This window comes from Paenibacillus oryzisoli, assembly GCF_001653565.1.
GTDB classification, from domain to species: Bacteria; Bacillota; Bacilli; order Paenibacillales; family NBRC-103111; genus Paenibacillus_E; species Paenibacillus_E oryzisoli.
The window spans coordinates 1-19,756 of the sequence record NZ_LYPB01000086.1 but is presented as its reverse complement, the minus strand read 5'-3'; the positions used below and the strand labels follow the sequence as shown (position 1 = coordinate 19,756).

General features: G+C 48.6%; 20 protein-coding genes. 1 reads left to right on the top strand and 19 read right to left on the bottom strand.

Annotation, left to right across the window (positions count from 1 at the left end; genetic code table 11):
- Nucleotides 1–5: 5 nt before the first annotated feature.
- Nucleotides 6–365, bottom strand: a complete 360-nt coding sequence (locus tag A8708_RS26820) for an Asp23/Gls24 family envelope stress response protein (RefSeq protein WP_028558212.1) — start codon at nt 363–365, stop codon at nt 6–8.
- A 249-nt stretch (nt 366–614) separates the two neighbouring features.
- Here A8708_RS26820 and rpmB point away from each other — a divergent pair, with 249 nt between their 5' ends.
- Nucleotides 615–803, top strand: a complete 189-nt coding sequence (gene rpmB / locus A8708_RS26815; protein WP_029197753.1) for a 50S ribosomal protein L28 — start codon at nt 615–617, stop codon at nt 801–803.
- 104 nt (nt 804–907) lie between these two features.
- On the opposite strand, the gene spoVM is transcribed toward rpmB, so the two are convergent.
- The 18 genes from spoVM to dapF form a co-directional block, all read right to left on the bottom strand.
- Entirely contained in the window at nt 908–988 is an 81-nt protein-coding gene (spoVM, locus tag A8708_RS26810) for a stage V sporulation protein SpoVM (RefSeq protein WP_036634233.1), read from the bottom strand.
- Between the two features lie 334 nt (nt 989–1,322).
- Nucleotides 1,323–1,568 (bottom strand): hypothetical protein, encoded by a 246-nt coding sequence (locus A8708_RS26805; protein WP_068668738.1) that lies wholly within the window; start codon nt 1,566–1,568, stop codon nt 1,323–1,325.
- A gap of 16 nt (nt 1,569–1,584) precedes the next feature.
- On the bottom strand, nt 1,585–2,235 hold the full coding sequence (gene rpe, locus A8708_RS26800) for a ribulose-phosphate 3-epimerase (RefSeq protein ID WP_068668736.1): 651 nt from the start codon (nt 2,233–2,235) through the stop codon (nt 1,585–1,587).
- Nucleotides 2,236–2,240: 5 nt separating this feature from the next.
- Nucleotides 2,241–3,173 (bottom strand): ribosome small subunit-dependent GTPase A, encoded by a 933-nt coding sequence (gene rsgA, locus A8708_RS26795; protein WP_068668734.1) that lies wholly within the window; start codon nt 3,171–3,173, stop codon nt 2,241–2,243.
- Entirely contained in the window at nt 3,173–5,281 is a 2,109-nt protein-coding gene (gene pknB / locus A8708_RS26790) for a Stk1 family PASTA domain-containing Ser/Thr kinase (RefSeq protein WP_068668732.1), read from the bottom strand. The genes rsgA and pknB overlap by 1 nt, the downstream gene beginning before the upstream one ends.
- Nucleotides 5,278–6,042, bottom strand: a complete 765-nt coding sequence (locus A8708_RS26785; protein ID WP_068668731.1) for a Stp1/IreP family PP2C-type Ser/Thr phosphatase — start codon at nt 6,040–6,042, stop codon at nt 5,278–5,280. The genes pknB and A8708_RS26785 overlap by 4 nt, the downstream gene beginning before the upstream one ends.
- A gap of 12 nt (nt 6,043–6,054) precedes the next feature.
- On the bottom strand, nt 6,055–7,125 hold the full coding sequence (gene rlmN / locus A8708_RS26780; RefSeq protein ID WP_068668729.1) for a dual-specificity RNA methyltransferase RlmN: 1,071 nt from the start codon (nt 7,123–7,125) through the stop codon (nt 6,055–6,057).
- Nucleotides 7,126–7,204: 79 nt separating this feature from the next.
- Nucleotides 7,205–8,701: a 16S rRNA (cytosine(967)-C(5))-methyltransferase RsmB gene (rsmB, locus tag A8708_RS26775; protein WP_082927830.1), complete on the bottom strand. Its 1,497-nt coding sequence runs from the start codon at nt 8,699–8,701 to the stop codon at nt 7,205–7,207.
- A gap of 459 nt (nt 8,702–9,160) precedes the next feature.
- Nucleotides 9,161–10,108, bottom strand: a complete 948-nt coding sequence (fmt, locus tag A8708_RS26770) for a methionyl-tRNA formyltransferase (RefSeq protein WP_239696863.1) — start codon at nt 10,106–10,108, stop codon at nt 9,161–9,163.
- Nucleotides 10,105–10,590 carry a peptide deformylase gene (gene def / locus A8708_RS26765; protein WP_057313262.1) on the bottom strand — a complete coding sequence of 162 codons (486 nt, stop codon included), beginning with the start codon at nt 10,588–10,590 and terminating at the stop codon, nt 10,105–10,107. The genes fmt and def overlap by 4 nt, the downstream gene beginning before the upstream one ends.
- 39 nt (nt 10,591–10,629) lie before the next feature.
- Nucleotides 10,630–13,143 (bottom strand): primosomal protein N', encoded by a 2,514-nt coding sequence (priA, locus tag A8708_RS26760; protein WP_068668727.1) that lies wholly within the window; start codon nt 13,141–13,143, stop codon nt 10,630–10,632.
- A complete protein-coding gene (gene coaBC / locus A8708_RS26755) occupies nt 13,143–14,366 on the bottom strand; it encodes a bifunctional phosphopantothenoylcysteine decarboxylase/phosphopantothenate--cysteine ligase CoaBC (protein ID WP_068668725.1) in 1,224 nt (407 codons plus the stop codon). Before coaBC ends, priA begins: the two co-directional genes overlap by 1 nt.
- Nucleotides 14,367–14,567: 201 nt before the next feature.
- Nucleotides 14,568–14,795 (bottom strand): DNA-directed RNA polymerase subunit omega, encoded by a 228-nt coding sequence (gene rpoZ, locus A8708_RS26750; protein ID WP_068668722.1) that lies wholly within the window; start codon nt 14,793–14,795, stop codon nt 14,568–14,570.
- Complete coding sequence (gmk, locus tag A8708_RS26745; RefSeq protein ID WP_068668721.1) at nt 14,796–15,434, bottom strand: guanylate kinase; 639 nt, start codon at nt 15,432–15,434, stop codon at nt 14,796–14,798.
- Nucleotides 15,424–15,684: an extracellular matrix/biofilm regulator RemA gene (gene remA / locus A8708_RS26740; protein WP_009672664.1), complete on the bottom strand. Its 261-nt coding sequence runs from the start codon at nt 15,682–15,684 to the stop codon at nt 15,424–15,426. Before remA ends, gmk begins: the two co-directional genes overlap by 11 nt.
- Before the next feature lie 34 nt (nt 15,685–15,718).
- Nucleotides 15,719–16,603: a YicC/YloC family endoribonuclease gene (locus A8708_RS26735; RefSeq protein WP_068668720.1), complete on the bottom strand. Its 885-nt coding sequence runs from the start codon at nt 16,601–16,603 to the stop codon at nt 15,719–15,721.
- 29 nt (nt 16,604–16,632) lie between these two features.
- The gene (locus tag A8708_RS26730; protein ID WP_068668719.1) at nt 16,633–18,507 is read right to left on the bottom strand and encodes a bifunctional homocysteine S-methyltransferase/methylenetetrahydrofolate reductase; all 1,875 of its coding nucleotides are present in this window, start codon (nt 18,505–18,507) and stop codon (nt 16,633–16,635) included.
- A 16-nt stretch (nt 18,508–18,523) separates the two neighbouring features.
- Nucleotides 18,524–19,354 carry a diaminopimelate epimerase gene (gene dapF / locus A8708_RS26725; protein WP_068668717.1) on the bottom strand — a complete coding sequence of 277 codons (831 nt, stop codon included), beginning with the start codon at nt 19,352–19,354 and terminating at the stop codon, nt 18,524–18,526.
- Between the last annotated feature and the right edge of the window lie 402 nt (nt 19,355–19,756).

The following is a 19,756-nucleotide window of genomic DNA, read 5'->3' as shown; positions in this document are numbered from 1 at the left end:
GGCTTTTATTTGGCCACTCGCACGCCTTGAACAAAAATGTTCACATCGTCTACTTGCAGCCCTACAACTTCATTTAAAATATATTTGACTTTCGTTTGGACATTACCTGCCACTACGGATATTTTGGTTCCATAGCTGACAATAATATAAAGATCAATTTCAAGTCGGCCGTTCTCTCTACGAACTTCGACACCACGGCTCAAATTGTCCCGACCTAGCAGTTCAGCTATACCATCCTTCAATTGCTTTCTAGTTGCCATGCCTACAAGCCCATAGCAATCTAATGCAGCAGATCCGGCCAGAGTTGAAATCACTTCATTGGTAATATACACTTTTCCATACTCGGTTGTGAGTTCAATCGGCATTATGTAACAACTCCTTCAAGTTTCGCTATACCAAGACTAATCTTCATTGTACTATAACATACTTCATAAATAAACGGCAAAAATGCGGCTAATTCGTTGACTAGGCTCCTTTTGCTATGCTATTATGTTTAAGTGTGTTTTTGCTGGTTACGTTCACATATCACAAGTAAAAATTTGAGGAATACTGTCATGTCAAGCTTAGGCTTGCCACCCAGGCTTCTTTGTATACTGCCGAAGGAGGTGTCAAACATGTCCCGCAAATGTTTCATTACAGGTAAAAGTCCTAGTTCAGGAAATCACGTGTCCCACGCTAACAATAAAAACAAGCGTACTTGGGGAGTTAACGTTCAAAAGGTTCGCATCCTCGTTGATGGTAAACCGAAACGGGTTTACGTAAGTACTCGTGCGTTGAAATCCGGAAAAGTGGCTCGCGTTTAATTCGTAGCTACGGATACTTAACTTACTTATGTGAATGACAAAAAGCACCGGAATCGGTGCTTTTTTTGCATTCCTGGGGAGAATGACGTAAGTATGGGCGAAAACTAGTTTTTACTAAATGTATTAAGTACGGCTTTCACGAATCCTCCCAAAAATCTCGGCAGTTTGATTGTGTAGAATTTCATTCTCTACCCCTCCTTAGAGTTTTCGTCAGGGAACTGGGTTCGAAAGCATCAGCTTAGAATGATCGTCAGTACACTGACCTCGTTCAAGCAACACTTTGCGGCCCGTCAGCCGCCTTATTCACAAGCTTCTGCTTGTTCTAGCGCCAGTTCACTGACCTTCATGAGCAAACGCTTCGCGGGCGTCCATGACTGCTCCTCAAACATCATTACAACAGTGTATGCCCAGAGCGTAGAAAAAGTGCCTTCTATTTTTACTTCCTCCCACAATTCAGTTGCTTCCAGAAAGCAAAAAAAGCTACAAGAGCGCATCACTCTTGTAACTATATGTATGCGACTATGAAGCGGTTATGCCCACCCCATTGTACAATGCAACAATTAAACTAAAAATAAAATAGAAGAATACCGAGATCACGATGAACCATACGCGGAAGCTTATTTGCTCAAATCGACGGAAGAACCGCATCCCTACGTAAAGAGCACCAAGCGAGAAAATGTACTTCACAAAATCGTCTATGGTCGAAAAGCATGTCAATAATACCGCGCAAAGCAGACTGTACATCAGTAACCAAAGAAATCTCATTGTCATTCGTCCCCTTTTAGCCGCGTATTCGTCTTATGGCCTCAGCACGGTCCACTTGCCCGAATACGGCATTGCCGGCTACCAAGACATCAGCCCCCGCCTCTATAACCTGACGAGCTGTAATCTCGTTGATACCGCCGTCTACTTCGATGTGTAGCCCTGTGAGCCCCTTCGCATTCGCCTGCTCACGCAGCGCGCGAATTTTACTCAGCATCCCAGGGATGAATGCCTGCCCACCAAAGCCTGGATTCACCGTCATGATTAGCACGAGATCCAAGTGCTCATCAAGCACATGCTCAATAAGCGAGATCGGCGTAGCAGGATTCAACACAACGCCAGCTTTAATTCCGCTTTGTTTGATAAGGTCAAGCGTCCGGTGCAGATGCGTACAAGCTTCTACATGCACAGAAATCAGATCCGCACCAGCCTTAACGAAATCAGGAATATACCGGTCCGGCTTTTCGATCATCAAATGCACATCGAGCGGCAGCTTAGTAACTGGACGAATCGCATCAACAACTAAGGGACCAATTGTAATATTGGGAACGAAATGGCCATCCATGACATCAACATGAATCCAATCCGCTCCGCCCTGTTCCACTGCCCTAATCTCGTCGCCAAGCTTGGCGAAATCTGCAGATAAAATAGAAGGTGCTACATATACCATTACGCCTAATACCTCCTCTTCCGATCTTTGATTTCAGTTAAAAATAACAAGTAATGATCATAACGAGAAGCTGCTATCGTTCCGCTGGCAACGCCGTCCCGCACTTTACAGTCCGGTTCATGCAGATGCAAGCAGCCTCTGAACCTACAACCCTCAGCGACAGCCGCGAACTCTCGGAAGCAACTGCTCAGACCTTCCGCTTCGACTTCCATGAAGTCAAGTTGACTGAAACCTGGTGTATCGGCAACAAGGCCCCCATTAGCAAGAGGCAGCAGCTCCACATGACGAGTCGTATGCTTCCCTCTTCCTAATCGTTGCGAGATCGCATTCGTCTCCAGATCAAGACCGCTAATCATTTTATTCAATAAAGAGGACTTGCCCACACCGGATTGCCCAGCAAACACGCTCACTTTGCCATCCAAATGCTGTAGAATCGCCTCTACACCCTCTTCTAGCCTAGAACTCGTCGTAACGAAGGGATAACCGATCCCCTCATATAGCGTAGTAATACGCTCAAATTCAGTCGACGTCATCTCTTTGGCATGAGCGGCATTGTCATCCGTTTCCGTCAGCAAATCGCTTTTGGTGAAGCATAACAGCACATCAATCCCCGTATTCTCGATATGAACCAGGAACTTGTCCAATAACTGCGTATTCAGTACAGGCTCTGTCACCGAAAATACAAGCACAACTATGTCCACATTCGCAATCGGCGGACGAATAAGCTCCGAAGAGCGAGGAAGGATTTCCGTTACGGTTCCCTCCCCGTTCTCTGTGCCTTCGTACACGACACGATCTCCAACAAGCGGCGTTATATTTCTATTTTTGAACACGCCTCTTCCACGGCAAGTTACTGTATTCCCCTCCAGAAGAGCCATCCCTTCAGGCAATACATAATAATAACCGCTAAGCGCTTTAACTATGAGTCCTTGCGGCATTAATTAGCCCCTCCAGCAGGTGGTTTGGAAGCAGTTCCACCGGTTTGTCCTTGCCCATTTCCAGTGCCGCCTACAGGAATAGCAGGTCCTGTATTTTGCGTTTTCGGAGTTGGTGAAGGACTCGGAGATACGTTTTTCCCATTTTTCTGATCTAAATAATCTTGATAGGTACGTGTAATTGAGTTAACCAAGCTGTCTCCCTCTTTAATCAAGATTACGGCTTTCTTTTCAGGTGACACAATGACTTTAACGTCCAAGTTTTGCGCCTTCGATACTTTTTCCGTCAAGTATTCAAAGTTCTCATATTGGGCGTCGCTCACGATAATTTTGAACACAGAATCCTTGCCTTCCGTCGTAGGCTTTACACCCACACTAACGGACAGCTGTCCAGCTTCCTCTGGCAAACCATCACTAATGACAAGTGAGACTTCCCCGCCAATGGAGGCTTCCTCATCCTTTTTATAAGGGAACTGTGCGATTACTTTTCCTTTGGCTACTTTGTAGCTCTTCTCACGTGTAATACCATTGGCAGGGAGTTTCAGACCCAGCTTCGTAATCTGTGCCTTCGCCTCTGCTTCCGCCATGCCAACTAAGTCTGTCATTTTAACTGTTTCTTTCGCTTTGCTCACCGTAAGGGTAATCGCTGCTTTTTCCAATTCAAACTCCTCACCAGGAGACGGTGACTGCCTGAGAATCAGATCCGGCGCATTGTCGGATGTTTCGGATTTGACCGTAATTTGGTCATCTTTAATACCCAATCCCTGCAGCTTTAATTTAACATCACCTAGACTTTGCCCCGCATAATTGTCCAGTTTGATTTTGGGTATGCCTTTACTCACGTAAAGGATGACCTTGGTGCCAACATTCAGTCTCAACCCACTAGGATCTTGACGAATAACCGTATCTTTAGCCAGTTTACTATCCGCGTCATATTCAACCGTCCAGCCTAATTTGGCAACCGTTAGTTCAGCTTGCGCTTGTGTCAGTAACTTATTCTCGACATTCGGGACCTCAACCGTCTCAATGGCGAACATTCCTTTCACATAACCAACCATATACCACATACCGCCCAGCACGATAAGCAAAACAGCAATCCAAATGAGCGGCTTAATCCAGCCTTTTCCCTTGGAAGGAGCGGGCTCTTCTCGCCAAGCTGGCTTGTCTGGTTCATCATCGTCATCGTTATCGAATTGAGCTAGCTGATCAGCGCGAATGGCTGGCATAACCAGCGTACGCTCTTCATCCATGCCATACGCATCCCAGAAAGCGACCTTCGCTTCATTCCGACGATCTGGTGCCAAGCACGTATCGAGATCAGCCATCATCAGTTTGGCAGATTGATACCGTTCCTCCGGCTTTTTGCGCATCGCCTTGAGTATGATATTCTCTACACTTTGCGGAATGAGCGGATTCACCTTGCGCGGCTCTTCCACATCCTCCTGCAAATGCTTCAGCGCGACGGAAATCGGACTTTCCCCTAGAAAAGGAAGCCTTCCTGTCAGCATCTGATACATCACAATGCCAAGCGAATACAGATCCGATTTCTCCCCTGTATTCGTACCTTTCGCATGCTCAGGCGAGAAATAGTGAACAGAACCGACGACAGAACCGGTTTGTGTAATCGTGGATGATGTCGCAGCTCTCGCAATACCGAAATCCGTCACCTTCACACGGCCATTTTTGCCGATGAGAATATTGTGCGGCTTGATATCGCGGTGAATAATTTCATTATGATGGGCGTGATCGAGTGCATCTGCAATTTGACTTGCATAATGAACGGCATCTTCCACCTGTAGGGGAGCCTTTTCCTTAATCAAATCATTCAGCGTCTTGCCTTCGATATATTCCATCACGATGTAATGGACATCTTCTTCTTGCCCAACGTCATAAATACTGACAACATTAGGATGAGATAGGGAAGCGGCTGCTTGTGCTTCTCTGCGGAAACGACGAATGAATTCTTCATCGTGCACATACTGTGAACGCAGTACTTTGACAGCCACTTTACGATTCAGGAGCAAATCATGCCCTTTGTAGACTAAAGCCATGCCGCCTCCGCCAATACGTTCTAAGATCTCATAGCGGCCTCCAAGCTTTCTACCGATCAATTCCCATCACCCCTTTTTTCGTCCGAATCCTGATCATGTGCAATTAAAAGGACCGTTACATTATCATCTCCGCCTTCGCGAAGTGCGCTCTGAATCAGTTCATCTGCCGCATCTTCCAACCGTTCGCTCGCACGAACAATTCGCAAAATGTCTGCATCGTCAACCAATCCACTCAAACCATCCGAACAAATCAGAATAACATCGTCCGGACGCCACGCATACTCATACAGATCCACTTCCACACTAGGCTCTGTGCCCAGTGCGCGTGTAATCCAATTGCGTCTTGGATGATGATCAGCCTCTTCCAAAGTAAGCTGCCCATTCTTGACAAGCTCGTAAACTAAGGAATGATCCTCCGTCAGTTGCTGGATAGATTCCCCAGTCAGCTTATATGCACGGCTATCCCCGATATGTCCGATAATGAGAAGCTCCTGTGAAACAATAATGGCAACGACTGTCGTTCCCATGCCATGGTACTTTTCTTGATCCGACGCAAAAGCATAAATCTCCTCATTCGCCTTCTCAATCGCTTCCCTCAGTATTTGTTTACAGGACTCCACCGACATTCCCCAATGGATGGATTGCAATTGCGCGCCAATCGTGTCAATGGCCATTTGACTGGCAATATCACCAGCTTGATGCCCCCCCATACCATCCGCAACAATAGCCAAAGATAGACCATTGAGTTGATGGTGGATAGCGGCACGGTCCTCATTGACTTGACGGACCTTCCCTATATCGGTACGACTTACCATCTTCATCCGGCTCTCACCTCATTTACTGCTCTCCATATGCTTCGCTCGCAATTGTCCGCAGGCAGCAGCAATATCACTACCTTGTTCACGGCGTATGGTGGCATTAATTTTGCCCTTCTCCAAAATACGTTGGAAGGTAAAAATATCATCTCGGGGGGTACGTTTGAAATCACGTTCAGCCACAAAATTGACAGGAATCAGATTTACATGGCTGAGCGGCATATCTTTCAAGACTAGCGCCAACTCTTCCGCATGCTCAGGCTGGTCATTCACTTCACCCATCAGGGCATATTCAAATGTAATCCGTCTACCCGTTTTGGCAATATAGTACTTACAAGCTTCAATGAGATCAACGAAAGGGAACCTGCGATTAACAGGCATTAACTTCGATCGCAATGCATCATTCGGCGCATGAATCGAAATTGCCAAATTCACTTGCAAATTCTCATCCGCAAACTTATAAATGTTCGGTACAATTCCACTCGTGGATACCGTGATGTGACGCTGTCCGATATTCAAACCTTTCGGGTGAATCATGACGCGCAGGAAATTCATCGTCGCCTCATAATTTTCGAAAGGCTCGCCAATCCCCATAATGACGATTGAGGAGATGCGCTCTCCCGTCTCATCCAGCAATTTCTGCGCTTTCACAACCTGAGCGACAATCTCACCAGGTCGTAGATCCCGCTTCAGCCCGCCTAATGTGGATGCACAGAATGTACAACCGACTCGACAGCCGACTTGAGTCGTCACGCAAATACTATTGCCGTAATTATGCTTCATCACGACGGTTTCGATAGCATTCTTATCCTCAAGCTCAAACAAGAACTTGACCGTGCCATCCTGGGATTGATATTTGGTAATCTCGGACAAGGTAACGAACTCAAACTGATCCTTCAGCTTGTCGCGAAGTGTTTTCGGCAAATTCGACATTTCATCGAAGCTAAAAACGCGTTTAATGTACAACCAGTCAAAAATTTGACCAGCACGGAACGCGGACTCCCCATTATCTTTGACCCAACTTTGCCACTCATCCCAATTCAAATCATATACAAACGGTTTCTCTTTCTCATACGGCTTCAAACTCACATTTATCACAACCTGTTGTTATTTCGTCTATTTTAAAATATTTTAACACAAAGGCGGAACGAACACACGTCCCTGTCTGTTACGCGTCACGCTTACGCAAGCGAGCGATAAAAAAGCCGTCCGAATGGAACTGCTGCGGCAAAATTTGCACCATGCCAGACGCAGCCGCCTTCGAATCAATCTCCGTGAAAACATCCGCTGGCAGCGGAGCTAACTCAAACTCTTTGTGCTCCGCAAGAAAACGCTCGACCATGCCCTCATTCTCTGCCTGTTCAATTGTGCACGTGCTGTACACTAGCACGCCGCCTGGCTTGAGCAGGCGATGTACACGACTCAGAATCGCATACTGCGTTTCACAGATTGCATCGATCTCGGCCTCCTGCTTCGCCCATTTGAGATCGGGCTTACGGCGAATAACGCCAAGGCCCGAGCAAGGTGCATCCAGAAGGATGCGGTCGAAAGACTCCGCAGCAAAATGCTCATCCAGTTTCGCAGCATCGGTCACGAGCGTCTGAATCGACGATAATCCCAGACGCTCCGCTTGATCTGCGATTAATTTCTGCTTGTGCTCATGGAGATCACAAGCCCAAATCTGTCCCACATCGTCCATCTTCTCCGCGATGTGGGTGGTCTTGCCGCCAGGGGCGGCGCAACAGTCCAGCACCTTCATGCCTGGACGCGGATCAAGAGCCTCGGCGACGAGCATCGAGCTCTCGTCTTGAATCGAGAAGTCCCCTTGCTGGAAGCCGGGGACTAGCGCCATGTTCCCGGCCCCCTGCACAAGGATGCCGGCCGGGGCCAGATCTGACGCTTCCGCGCTGAGGCCGCTAGCTTGGAGCTGCTCCAGCAGCTCCAAGCGGCTGCGCCGCCTCGCGTTCGCGCGGATGCTCACGTGCGGCGGCTCATTGTTAGCCGCACAGATCTGTTCCGTCAGCTGGGGGCCGAGCTGACGGATCCACCGGCGCACGAGCCATTCCGGATGGGAATGGCCGAGTGCGATGCGCTTCACGTCGCCGAGCGCAGCCGGCAGCGTGAGCTCGTCCTTGCTGCGAATGATCGCGCGCAGCACGCCGTTGACCATGCCCGAGATGCCTTGGTGGCCTCGGCGCTTCGCGATATTGACCGCTTCGCTCACGACTGCATGGTCAGGGATGCGGTCCAAGTAATGCAGCTGATAGAAGCTCAGCCGCAGTAAGCACCTTACCCAAGGCTCCAGCTTCGCAAGGCCTTTGCTGACGAAGCGCTCCAAGAAGAAATCAATCGTATTCTGGCGCCCAATCGTACCGTATACAAGCTCTGTCGCCAATCCAGCATCTGCACGCTCAAGGGCATGCTTCTGCAGCACTTGGTTCAACAGCAGATTGCTATAGGACTGATTCTCTTCAACTCGAATAAGCACATCCAATGCCGCATCACGGGCAGAACGCTTAACAGCGCTGCTCTTCGCAGCGCCCGAGGATGATTTTGGCGCAGAGGGTTTGCGTGCGCTCTGCGAATTCGTATGTCCGCCTTGCGGACGACTTGGTTTGTTTGTAGACAAAATCAAATACCTCATTTTTTTCGTGGCATTATTCATTGATAGATAACTTCTGAAGAAACGTTGCGCTATGCCCTCTAAAGCAGCGATACGCTAAACGCCATAAGGTGCGGTATCTCCACACCACGGCAAAGTTACGGAACCTAGTTTCGTTGCGAAGGACTTGCGCCCCATTCTATCGTTCACACAGCTACGTCGTCCCTTACGGACGGGAGCAGTTTATATTTAAATAGTCAGGAAAATCCGACTTAGATGAACCAAATCAGCCCATGCGTGTGTATTAATTCGATTTTTCCGAACTATTTCGCTATTATTCGAGGGACTAGCCGGTTTCGTCCACTTTAGGTGGGTAAAATCGAACTATTGGCACAAATCTCCTCCCGCAATCGGAAATAAGCAGGTAAAATCGAACTAATACAATTTGAAGCTAGACACGTGCGGTTTGCACTTCACGCAATACGGTTTACGGTCTGTGGTTTGTACTTCACGTTTTACACTTCACGCATTCCCCAATACCGTCCCCGCCGGAATTCGCACACCGCGAATAAACTCGGACACCGGCAGCGCCTTTTTGCCAGCAGGTTGAATCTCCGTTAGCCATAATGTTCCTGCTCCCGTCATCACTTCAATACCTTGCTCGCTGCAGCTAAGTACAGTGCCTGGCGCTGCGCCAGAGCGATCTTGACCTGCTTGCATTGGCTTCAAGCTCGCCCATACCTTCAGTACATCCCCATTCCAGAACGTATAGGCGCCGGGATAAGGGTTTAATCCTCGAATGTGGTTCCACAGCTCAGTTGCAGATCGTGACCAGTCTAGGAGTTCATCTTCCCTGCGAATATTAGGTGAATAGACCGCATCCTCCTCGTTCTGAGGAACAGCTTCGATCCGACCAGCCAGTAAATCTGGCAGCGTCCGCTTAAGTAAATCAGCCCCAGCTATACTCAGTTTGTCAAACAACATTCCCGTCGTATCCGTATCTTCAATCGGAAGTTCAACACGCGAAATCATGTCTCCCGTATCTAATCCAACCGCCATATACATGATGGTAACGCCTGTTTCAGCCTCACCTCGCATAACTGCGTGATGAATCGGCGCTCCTCCCCGATATTTCGGGAGCAGCGATGCATGAATATTAATGCAGCCATACTTCGGCAAATCTAACACTGATTTCGGTAAAATTTGGCCATAAGCTGCGGTTACAATTAAATCTGGCGCAAGTTGGCGGATCTGTTCCACGGAATCTGCCTCACGCAGCTTCACTGGTTGAAGCACCGGAATGCCATGCTTCTCAGCTTCTACCTTCACTGGTGTCGGTGTCAGGACGCGTTTGCGTCCCTTCGGCCGATCCGGCTGCGTGATAACCGTTGTCACGTTATAGCCTTCCTCCAAGAGTGCCTGCAAGGAAGGTACTGCGAAATCTGGCGTACCCATGAAAATGATATTCACGCTTCTTCTTCCTCTTCTTCATCGGCTGTATATGTTTTGACCGCAAGATCCGTAAACAATACACCATTCAAGTGATCAATCTCATGAAAAATACAACGTGCTAGCAGCTCCGTGCCAGTCACTTCGATCGGATTCCCATCGCGATCTTGCCCTTTCGCCGTTACGTTCAACGCACGAAGTACATCACCACGAAGCCCAGGAATACTCAGACAGCCTTCAGGACCCATTTGTTCCCCGCTGGAAACGACAATCTCAGGATTAACCATTTCGATCAACCCGCCATGCTCCTCGCCGCAATCCATCACGATTACACGCTTCAGGATACCGATTTGCGGGGCAGCAAGACCCACGCCTTCCGCTTCATACATGGTATCTGCCATATCATCTAGCAATTTATGCAGATTGGAATTAAATTTCGTAACTGTGATCGCTTTCTCGCGCAGCACAGGATCTGGATCTTTAACAATAATACGAATAGCCATGAATGTGCACCTACCTTAAGTCATCTCGATTAGGGGTTATTACATCAAATACTGCGGGTCAACATCCACGCTTATGAGCAGCTTTTCTTTGGCTGAGCGTTCCTCAAACCAAGCTACTGTCTTCCCAACGATCTCTGCGGCTCTATCTTCCCCACGATATTTTACCACGCATTGGAATCGATATCTATCTTTGATTCGGGAAATAGGCGATGCCACAGGTCCTAACACGTCAAAATGAAAGGATGAATCCAACGGTACGGCTTCTGAAAACAAATCTACCTGCTGCCTCGTATAAGGGAGAGCAATCTCTTTCAAACGTGTAACAAAGGCTTCCGCCATGCGTACCAAAAGCGGTACTTGTTCGTGTGAGAAGGTAATTAGGATCAATTTTTGATAAGGCGGATAGCCTAGATTAGCGCGAATATCCATCTCATGGTTGGCAAACGCAATATAATCATGGTGACTTGCATATTGCACACTGTAATGCTCAGGCGTGTACGTTTGTACGAACACTTCCCCTTGCTTCTCATGCCGTCCCGCTCGACCTGCAACTTGTGTTAAGAGCTGGAACGTCCTCTCCGCGGAGCGAAAATCAGGGATATTCAGCACCGTATCCGCCGCGATCACCCCAACTAAGGTAACATCAGGGAAGTCCAATCCTTTGGCCACCATCTGCGTTCCCAGAAGAACATCCGCCTGTTTCTCACGAAACATCGTCAACCATTTCTCATGTGAACCCTTTTCGGTCGTTGTATCCACATCCATACGAATGACCCTTATGCCAGGGAATATCTTACTAAGCTCTTCCTCAACACGCTGCGTCCCGGTTCCAAAATGCCGAATATGCTCAGACTGACAACTCGGACACTCCTTCACCTCACGCTCCGCATACCCGCAATAATGACAACGCAGCGCATGTGAACTTTGGTGATAGGTCAAAGAAATATCGCAATGCGGACACTGTGAAACAAAACCGCACGTCCGGCACATAACGAATGTCGCGTACCCACGTCGATTCAGCAGCAATACCGTCTGTTCTTTCTTGTGTAACCGTTCTTCGATCGCTTTATACAGGGATCTGCTAAACATCGACCGATTGCCGGTTTTCAGTTCCTCTCGCATATCCACAATCGTCACCGGCGGCATAGGTCTGCTTGCAACGCGCTCCTTCATGGTCAGCAATGTAAAAGGAGGTTGAGGTCGATCTCTCCTGCGTCTCGTTTTCTCCATACTCTCTAGTGATGGCGTAGCAGAACCCAGCACCACAACGGCATCTTGCTGCTTCGCCCTCTGAACAGCCACATCTCGCGTATGGTATTTCGGACTCTCTTCTTGTTTATACGAAGATTCATGCTCTTCATCTATAATGATCAAGCCAATGTTCGTAAAAGGGGCAAAAATCGCCGAACGTGCGCCGATGACGACCTTTACCTGCTTGCGTGTAATTTTACGCCACTCGTCATATCTCTCGCCATTGGACAGTCGGCTATGCAAAACAGCAACAAGGTCGCCGAATCGGCCTTTAAATCGCTCCACCATCTGCGGCGTCAATGAAATTTCCGGCACTAGAACAATCGCTTCCTTATCCATATCCAAGCATTGCTGGATGGATTGTAGGTATACCTCTGTCTTGCCGCTTCCTGTTACGCCATGCAGCAGAAACACCTCATGTCGATCTTCAGCCACCGCATCGCGAATAGGGGCAAACACGCCGCTTTGCTCCTCCGTAAGGGTGAGCGGTTTCGTCCTTGTGAAAGCACGCCCGCTATACGGATCGCGCATCACTTCCACTTCACGCAGCTCAATCCAGCCGCGATCCGCCAAGCTTTTGACCGTGCTCGCACCGACCTCAATGACTTCCATCAGCTCCGTCAATCGAATAGCATGCGGATGCTCGATTAAATAGCGCAGCACATCCCTCTGCTTGTTCGCTCTAGCCGGAAGTTCAGCAAGCGCCTCTTCCAAACCATGTCCACCTGCAGGTGGAAACACGGTAAGCGCCTTTTTAGCAGCCATCCGATCCTTCACAAGCTGCACTTCCACCAGCCTGCCCGTTGACAACAGTTCTTTGATCAGAGCGCCTTCTTTCGAGAACCGCTCCAATAACACGTCCATGGAAACCGATTCCTTACTCTTCACAAAGTTAATAATCGCTTCTATATCTGGCATATCGAGAAGAGATTGATCCTCAGATTCATCCCCTACGATAATTACACGTTCATATTTCGCTTTCAACGCTGCAGGAAGCATCGCCTGCAGGGCAGTTACTTCATGACACATATACATACGACTGATCCAGCGTCCCAGACTGACAAGTTCACTCGTCAAGGGAGGGACCAGATCCAACACATTTTGAATCGGCTTGATGCGTTTCGCGTCAACTTCCGTTTGGTCGTGAAGTTCAACTACAAAGCCCTGCAGTACACGAGGTCCAAAAGGGACCCCCACTCGACTGCCAACTTCGACCCACTTGCTCAGAGATGACGGCACTTCATAGTCGAACGCCCGATTCGTTTGCTTGGCTGGGACATCGACAATGACTTTGGCGTACATTAAGATTCCCCCGCAGCCGCAGCCATTCGCTCTGCCGCCAGCTCAAGAAGCTTGCGTGCAACATCCCATTTGCTTTGAATCGGCAGCACTTGCACAAGCCCACTCTGATCATAGAAGCGAACGACATTCGTGTCCCCACCAAAGCCAGCACCCTCTTGTGACACATCGTTCCCTACGATGAGATCACAGTTTTTGCGCGTCAGCTTGTCCATCGCATGTTCATCTAGGCGCTCTGTTTCCGCAGCAAACCCGATAACGAACTGTTTGTTCGTCTTCAGCGTGCCGATCTCCTGTAAAATATCCGGATTCTTAATAAGCTCGAGCGTCAGCGAGTCCGTTTTTTTCTTGATTTTCTGCTCGGCAACTACAGCAGGACGATAATCAGCAACAGCTGCTGCTTTAATGATAAGCTGGTTGTCCGCGAGCCGGCTTATCACCGCTTCGCGCATATCCAGGGCAGACTGCACAGGAACAAGCTGTACGCCTTCAGGTACGGTTAGAGCCGACGGCCCAGACACCAAGGTTACCTTCGCCCCCATGCGAACTGCTTCTTCCGCGATGGCATAGCCCATTTTGCCTGAAGAATCATTGGTCAAATAACGAACTGGATCCAAACGTTCAACTGTGCCTCCAGCCGTTACTAAGACACGTTTACCTGCTAAACGACCTGGCTCCCCTTGAAAATGCCGCTCAACCGCGGCCATAATTTCCTCAGGCTCTGCAAGACGCCCTTTGCCCACATACCCACAGGCTAGTTGCCCTTCGCCAGGCTCAATGAAACGTACGCCACGACGACGCAACGTCTCCATATTCGTCTGCACAGCTGGATTCGCGTACATATGCACATTCATCGCAGGCGCCACCCAGATCGGTGCCATGGTCGCAAGCAATGTGGTGCTTAGCATGTCATCCCCTAGTCCGAGTGCTAGCTTGCCAATCGTATTGGCCGTAGCTGGAGCAATCAGCACGAGATCCGCGCTGTCCGCCAAATTGATATGAGACACAACCGCGGGATCCTTCTCATCGAAGGTATCGACAAAAACATGATGCCGCGACAAGGTTTGAAACGTTAAAGGCGCAACGAATTGCACCGCGGAACGTGTCATGATAACCCTCACAATAGCCCCAGCCTGTGTTAATTTACTCGTTAACGCCGCAGCCTTATACGCCGCAATGCCTCCACAGACACCGAGCACGATCGTTTTGCCTTGCAATACACCCATGGGAATCCCCTTTCAAAATACCAAATGGAATAAATGGCTCCACCGTCCTCAATTGCAATTTACCTTTGCGAAGTATAGGAGAATTGTCAGGTGTGGATGGGAACGTTTATCTAGAAATATAGCCGATTACTAATGTGAAACATAGAATGCCTATATTTTGAGAAAAAAATAACAACCACGAGGGTTGTTGGGTAGGGAGGTTTATTTCTTCGAATATTTCTCGTTCTCATTGGCGTTGATTTTCTCGTAACCGATGTAGTTACCATAAAGCTCTTCTAGCGCAAGACCAACATGTTTGTGAGCTTTCTGGCCTTTCAAATCGGACTTCGCACCATCACGCAGGGATCTAGCTCGCTTGGAAGCAGCTACAACCAAGGAATACTTGCTGTCCACGATATCAAGCAGTTTATCAATTGAAGGGTATAACATTCAATTCACCTCATCCATCCATTGTACGATTTTGGGAAACATACGATCTTTTTTACAATGTTCAGCCGCTAAAATGGCTTGAATCTTAGAACACGCGGTATCCACATGATCATTCACAATCGCATAATCATAGTGTTCCATCAAACGAATCTCATCGATAGCCACAGACATCCGGCTGCGAATAACTTCGTCTGTTTCCGTGCCTCGTGTAACAATGCGATTCTCCAGCTCATCCAGAGATGGCGGCAACAAGAAAATAAATACACCTTCGTCAAACTTCTGTTTGACCTGAAGTGCACCTTGTACCTCAATCTCCAAAATAACATCGTGACCTGAACGAAGTGTTTCTTCAACGAAACGTCTTGGTGTTCCATAGAAGTTGCCCACATATTCAGCCCATTCCAATACTTCATCCGTTTCAATCAGCTGCTGAAATTGTTCGCGGGTTTTGAAAAAATAATTCACACCGTCTACTTCACCTTGTCTAGGAGTACGCGTTGTCGCTGATACCGAGTAGACAATATCAGGAGCAACCTTGCGCAGCGCCGCACAAACCGTTCCTTTGCCAACACCAGACGGTCCGGATAAAACAATCAGAATACCTCTCTCGCGTTCAAGAGTGTTCGTATTACTCGTCATGATCATCGTCCTTATTCGAAAGTCTATGCGCTACCGTCTCTGGTTGTACTGCCGACAAAATCACATGATCGCTGTCCGTGATAATAACGGCACGGGTTCTTCTACCATATGTAGCGTCAATCAGCATGTGACGATCACGCGCTTCTTGAATGATTCTCTTGATCGGAGCAGATTCTGGACTCACGATCGAGATAATGCGGTTCGCCGATACGATGTTGCCGAACCCGATATTGATTAATTTGATAGCCATCTAGGACTTCCTCCTCGCGAAGCGCATGCAAGCTTCACTCGATATTCTGTATTTGTTCCCGCATTTTCTCAAGCTCTGCCTTCATCGTAATCACTCTAGCCGTAGGCTCCGAATGATTCGACTTCGAGCCAATTGTGTTCACTTCCCGATTCATTTCTTGAATCAAGAAGTCTAACTTTCGGCCAACAGGCTCTTTGTCCTCCAGCAATGCCTCACATTGTCCAAAATGACTCTTCAGACGCGTTAATTCCTCATCCACATTCGAACGATCTGCGAAGAGAGCAATTTCAGTAGCTAGACGCTGCTCATCCACAGGTATCCCATCAAGAACGAGAGACTGAATACGAATCGTCATCTTCGACGCATACTCCTGAACAATTTGAGGAGCAAGCGCTTCTAACTCGCTATGAATTCGCTTCATCTCGGCTAGCCGTTCGCGAATATCCTGCTCTAAGAAACTTCCTTCGCGGTGTCTCATCGCGGATAGCTGAGCGACAGCCTCCTGTAAACAGGCGCATAGCTCCTGTTCAACTTCGTCATCACACTCTTGACGCACATCTTTCATTTGAATCAGCTCAGGAAGTTTCAATAAATCGCTGAGATCTACCTCACCCGTGATACCGTATCGCTGCTTCAACTGCTGGGCTGCTTCCAGATAAGCATCTGCCAAAGCGTAATTCACTGTTACGTTCTTCGGGGAAGCTGCTTCACGTTCCGCTGTGATGAAGACATCTACTCGTCCTCGCTTCACAACCTGCAATACCGTTTTCTTCAAAGCGTCTTCAAAAGCCGCCCATTCCTTCGGCAACCGAATCGACACTTCACTATACCTATGATTGACCGATTTCACATCGATAAACACGTTGTATCCCGCAAAAGAACGATTCGCTTGTCCGAACCCGGTCATACTGCAAATCATTCTAATCACATCCATTACCCTATTTTAATTCATTTTGAAAGTGGGTACAAGTGGAAATCATGCCTTTTCGACTTTTCCCACACATAATTCGTCAGATCTACGCACATTTCATATGCCAGAAACGGAGTCATCAGATAAATGCCATTCCAGTATTGCATAGCGGTATCCAACAATTCTTTGGCAATTTCAACGCCCATTGCACGACCTTCTGGACCTTTCAAGCCATCCATCCGTGCTCTAACTTCATCTGACAAACGAATACCTGGAACCTCATTATGCAGGTACTCGGCATTGCCACCACTAGCCAGCGGGGCGATACCGATGAAGATGGGGATGGACAAATGCTTAGTCGCCTCATAAATATCTTCAATCAGCTTCGCATCGTAGACAGGCTGGGTCATAATGTAATCCGCGCCTGCTTCAATTTTGCGCTCCAAGCGCTGCACTGCCTTATCAAGATGTTTCACATTCGGATTGAATGCTGCACCAACAACGAAATTGGCCTTCTGCTTCAAAGGTTTACCAGAGAAAGCGATACCTTCGTTAAGTTGTTTGATCATCCGAATAATTTCGAATGAGGTCAGATCGTACACGGAGCTGGACCCGGGGAGATCGCCAAACTTGGCGGGATCGCCAGTCACGGCCAGCACGTGGTCTATCCCCAGCGCGTGCAAGCCCATGAGATGGGACTGCGTCCCGATCATGTTGCGGTCACGACACGCGATGTGAATGAGCGGACGCGCGCCCAAACGCTCCTGCACGAGGTAGCCGAGTGCCAGGTTGCTCATGCGCGTCACAGCAAGGGAATTGTCGGCCATCGTTATGGCGTCGACATGAGCATCCTGCAGGGCCTTTGACCCCTGCATGAACTTCTCGATGTCGAGATCCTTCGGGGGATCCAGCTCGACAATGACGGTTTTGCGCTGCTTCACGATGTCCAGCAGCGACGGGATGCCCGCCGGCGGCGCAGGCTTCGCCGGTGCCGGCTCGAGCACAATCGCAGCGGCTCCCGCGGAAGCTTTGCCTGGCGCAGCAGGCACGTAGCCTTGCAGCGCCTTCGCCACAGCGGCGATATGCTCTGGCGTCGTGCCGCAGCAGCCGCCGATGATGCGCGCGCCAAGATCGGCGAAGCGCAGCGCGCTTTCGGCGAAGTACTTCGGCGTCGCCGCATACGTATAGTGCCCGTCTACGTAGTCGGGCAAACCTGCGTTCGGAAACGCCGAGAATGGAATGCCAGGAATCGGCGCGATTTTCTCCATCGAACGCAGAATACCGTTCGGGCCGACTCGGCAGTTGAAGCCAATCACATCAGCGCCTTCATCACGCAGCCGTAGAAAGGCTTCTTGCAGCGGAACACCGTCCTGCGTGCTGCCCGTGCCCTCGTTTGCGAATTGGCAAATAACCGGGAGATTACTCATACTGCGGATAATGCGCAAAGCAAGCTGCAACTCTTCCAAATCGTAGAAGGTCTCTAGTAACAGCCCGTCCACAGGTGAGTCCAGTAGAATACCTATCTGTTCCTGCAAGGATTGCTCAACCTCAGAGGTTCTCACATTTTTCCGTTTGCCTGCGCGAATGGATCCGATAGCTCCGACAACGTAAGCATCATCGCCAACAGCATTCCTGGCTAGCTCAACGCCTGCACGATTAATCGCTTCAACGTCGCCTTCCAGCCCATACTTCGAGAGCTTCTCCCGATTCGCCGAAAACGTATTCGTTTCAATAAGACGAGCACCTGCCTCGAAATAACGGCGGTGCACGTCAGCGACCGTTTCTGGTCTAAGCAAATTCAATTCTTCATATGAAATGCCGACGGGAAATCCCATCTGATATAAGTAAGTCCCCATAGCGCCGTCACCGGTCAAAATCTCCCTTTGCAGCGCTGCACGAAGATCCAATTTCATGCCTCATTTCCCCTATCTATAGTTTGCCTGTAAATACTTCTTGGGCAGGCCCCGTCATATAGACGTGATTATCCTCTTCCAGCCACTCGATGAACAAATCTCCACCTTTGAGTGAAACGGTCGCCTCACGATCGGATAGACCATTCAGCACGGAAGAGACAAGCGTAGCACACGCACCAGTTCCGCAAGCAAGCGTCGGCCCAGCGCCACGCTCCCAAACGCGCATATCGGTATAGGTACGATCACGAACCGTTGCGAATTCGACATTTATTTTACGAGGAAACATAGGATGTGCCTCAAGCTTAGGCCCCCATGTCGCCAAGTCAAAATTCACAGCATCCTCTACATAAATGACACAATGGGGATTCCCCATCGATACTGCAGTAAAACGAAACGATTTGCCATCGACCTCGATCGGATAATCGATTACTTTGTCGGCATCAACTGTCGTTGGTACTTGAAGTCCTTGTAGAATCGGTTCGCCCATATCCACACGAGCGGTCAGAACTTTCCCGTCTTGCACGTGAACTTGAACCTTTTGTACACCAGCACCAATGGTCTCAATGGTAATTTCTGTTGCGTCAATCAGCTTGTGATCGTATACATATTTGGAAACACAGCGGATCGCATTGCCGCATTGCTCGGCCTCGGATCCATCCGAGTTAATAATTCGCATTTGAAAATCAGCTTTCTCTGAAGGAAGAATAAAGACAACACCGTCAGCACCGATGCTAAAAAATCGATTACACAGCTGAATAGCCAACTGGTCCGCCCCGGCAGGGAGCTCTTTCTCCCCGGATACGACAATGAAATCATTGCCAAGACCGTGCATTTTCGTAAAATCCATGTCAAGCCCCCCTATGTAAGGTTTAGCCATTATCATAGCGTAAAATCGTCAGTATGCATAGCCCTGCTCCCTCACAGCACGTCATAGTCGCTAAATCGCCATAGTTAGGTGAACTTACTGAGGTTCTGATGCAACAGCATCTGTGTTAAGTGAGAGTGACATGTTTCAAAGTTACCGCCAAAGCAGATATGGTAAAGAGAATAACTGGAAAACCTACATCTATTACGGCAAAATAGAACCAAAAATTTGATTTAAATGGAAATTATGTATTTAATTCCTTCAATTTCGTTCAAACTTGAGAAAAAGCCTGAAAATAGCTACAGGAAATCGTTACTACTTAGGTTCAGAAGCTGAATTGTCCTTGGAAGACGGAGATAAGCGAGGCGTATATGGGGAGTTTCT

Excerpts from the sequence above, each read along its gene's own strand:
- A8708_RS26820 (WP_028558212.1), bottom strand. The coding sequence starts at position 365 with ATGCCGATTGAACTCACAACCGAGTATGGAAAAGTGTATATTACCAAT.
- rpmB (WP_029197753.1), top strand. The coding sequence starts at position 615 with ATGTCCCGCAAATGTTTCATTACAGGTAAAAGTCCTAGTTCAGGAAAT.
- spoVM (WP_036634233.1), bottom strand. The coding sequence starts at position 988 with ATGAAATTCTACACAATCAAACTGCCGAGATTTTTGGGAGGATTCGTG.
- A8708_RS26805 (WP_068668738.1), bottom strand. The coding sequence starts at position 1,568 with ATGAGATTTCTTTGGTTACTGATGTACAGTCTGCTTTGCGCGGTATTA.
- rpe (WP_068668736.1), bottom strand. The coding sequence starts at position 2,235 with ATGGTATATGTAGCACCTTCTATTTTATCTGCAGATTTCGCCAAGCTT.
- rsgA (WP_068668734.1), bottom strand. The coding sequence starts at position 3,173 with ATGCCGCAAGGACTCATAGTTAAAGCGCTTAGCGGTTATTATTATGTA.
- A8708_RS26785 (WP_068668731.1), bottom strand. The coding sequence starts at position 6,042 with ATGAAGATGGTAAGTCGTACCGATATAGGGAAGGTCCGTCAAGTCAAT.
- rsmB (WP_082927830.1), bottom strand. The coding sequence starts at position 8,701 with ATGAATAATGCCACGAAAAAAATGAGGTATTTGATTTTGTCTACAAAC.
- def (WP_057313262.1), bottom strand. The coding sequence starts at position 10,590 with ATGGCTATTCGTATTATTGTTAAAGATCCAGATCCTGTGCTGCGCGAG.
- priA (WP_068668727.1), bottom strand. The coding sequence starts at position 13,143 with ATGTACGCCAAAGTCATTGTCGATGTCCCAGCCAAGCAAACGAATCGG.
- coaBC (WP_068668725.1), bottom strand. The coding sequence starts at position 14,366 with ATGGGTGTATTGCAAGGCAAAACGATCGTGCTCGGTGTCTGTGGAGGC.
- rpoZ (WP_068668722.1), bottom strand. The coding sequence starts at position 14,795 with ATGTTATACCCTTCAATTGATAAACTGCTTGATATCGTGGACAGCAAG.
- gmk (WP_068668721.1), bottom strand. The coding sequence starts at position 15,434 with ATGACGAGTAATACGAACACTCTTGAACGCGAGAGAGGTATTCTGATT.
- remA (WP_009672664.1), bottom strand. The coding sequence starts at position 15,684 with ATGGCTATCAAATTAATCAATATCGGGTTCGGCAACATCGTATCGGCG.
- A8708_RS26735 (WP_068668720.1), bottom strand. The coding sequence starts at position 16,603 with ATGATTTGCAGTATGACCGGGTTCGGACAAGCGAATCGTTCTTTTGCG.
- A8708_RS26730 (WP_068668719.1), bottom strand. The coding sequence starts at position 18,507 with ATGAAATTGGATCTTCGTGCAGCGCTGCAAAGGGAGATTTTGACCGGT.
- dapF (WP_068668717.1), bottom strand. The coding sequence starts at position 19,354 with ATGGATTTTACGAAAATGCACGGTCTTGGCAATGATTTCATTGTCGTA.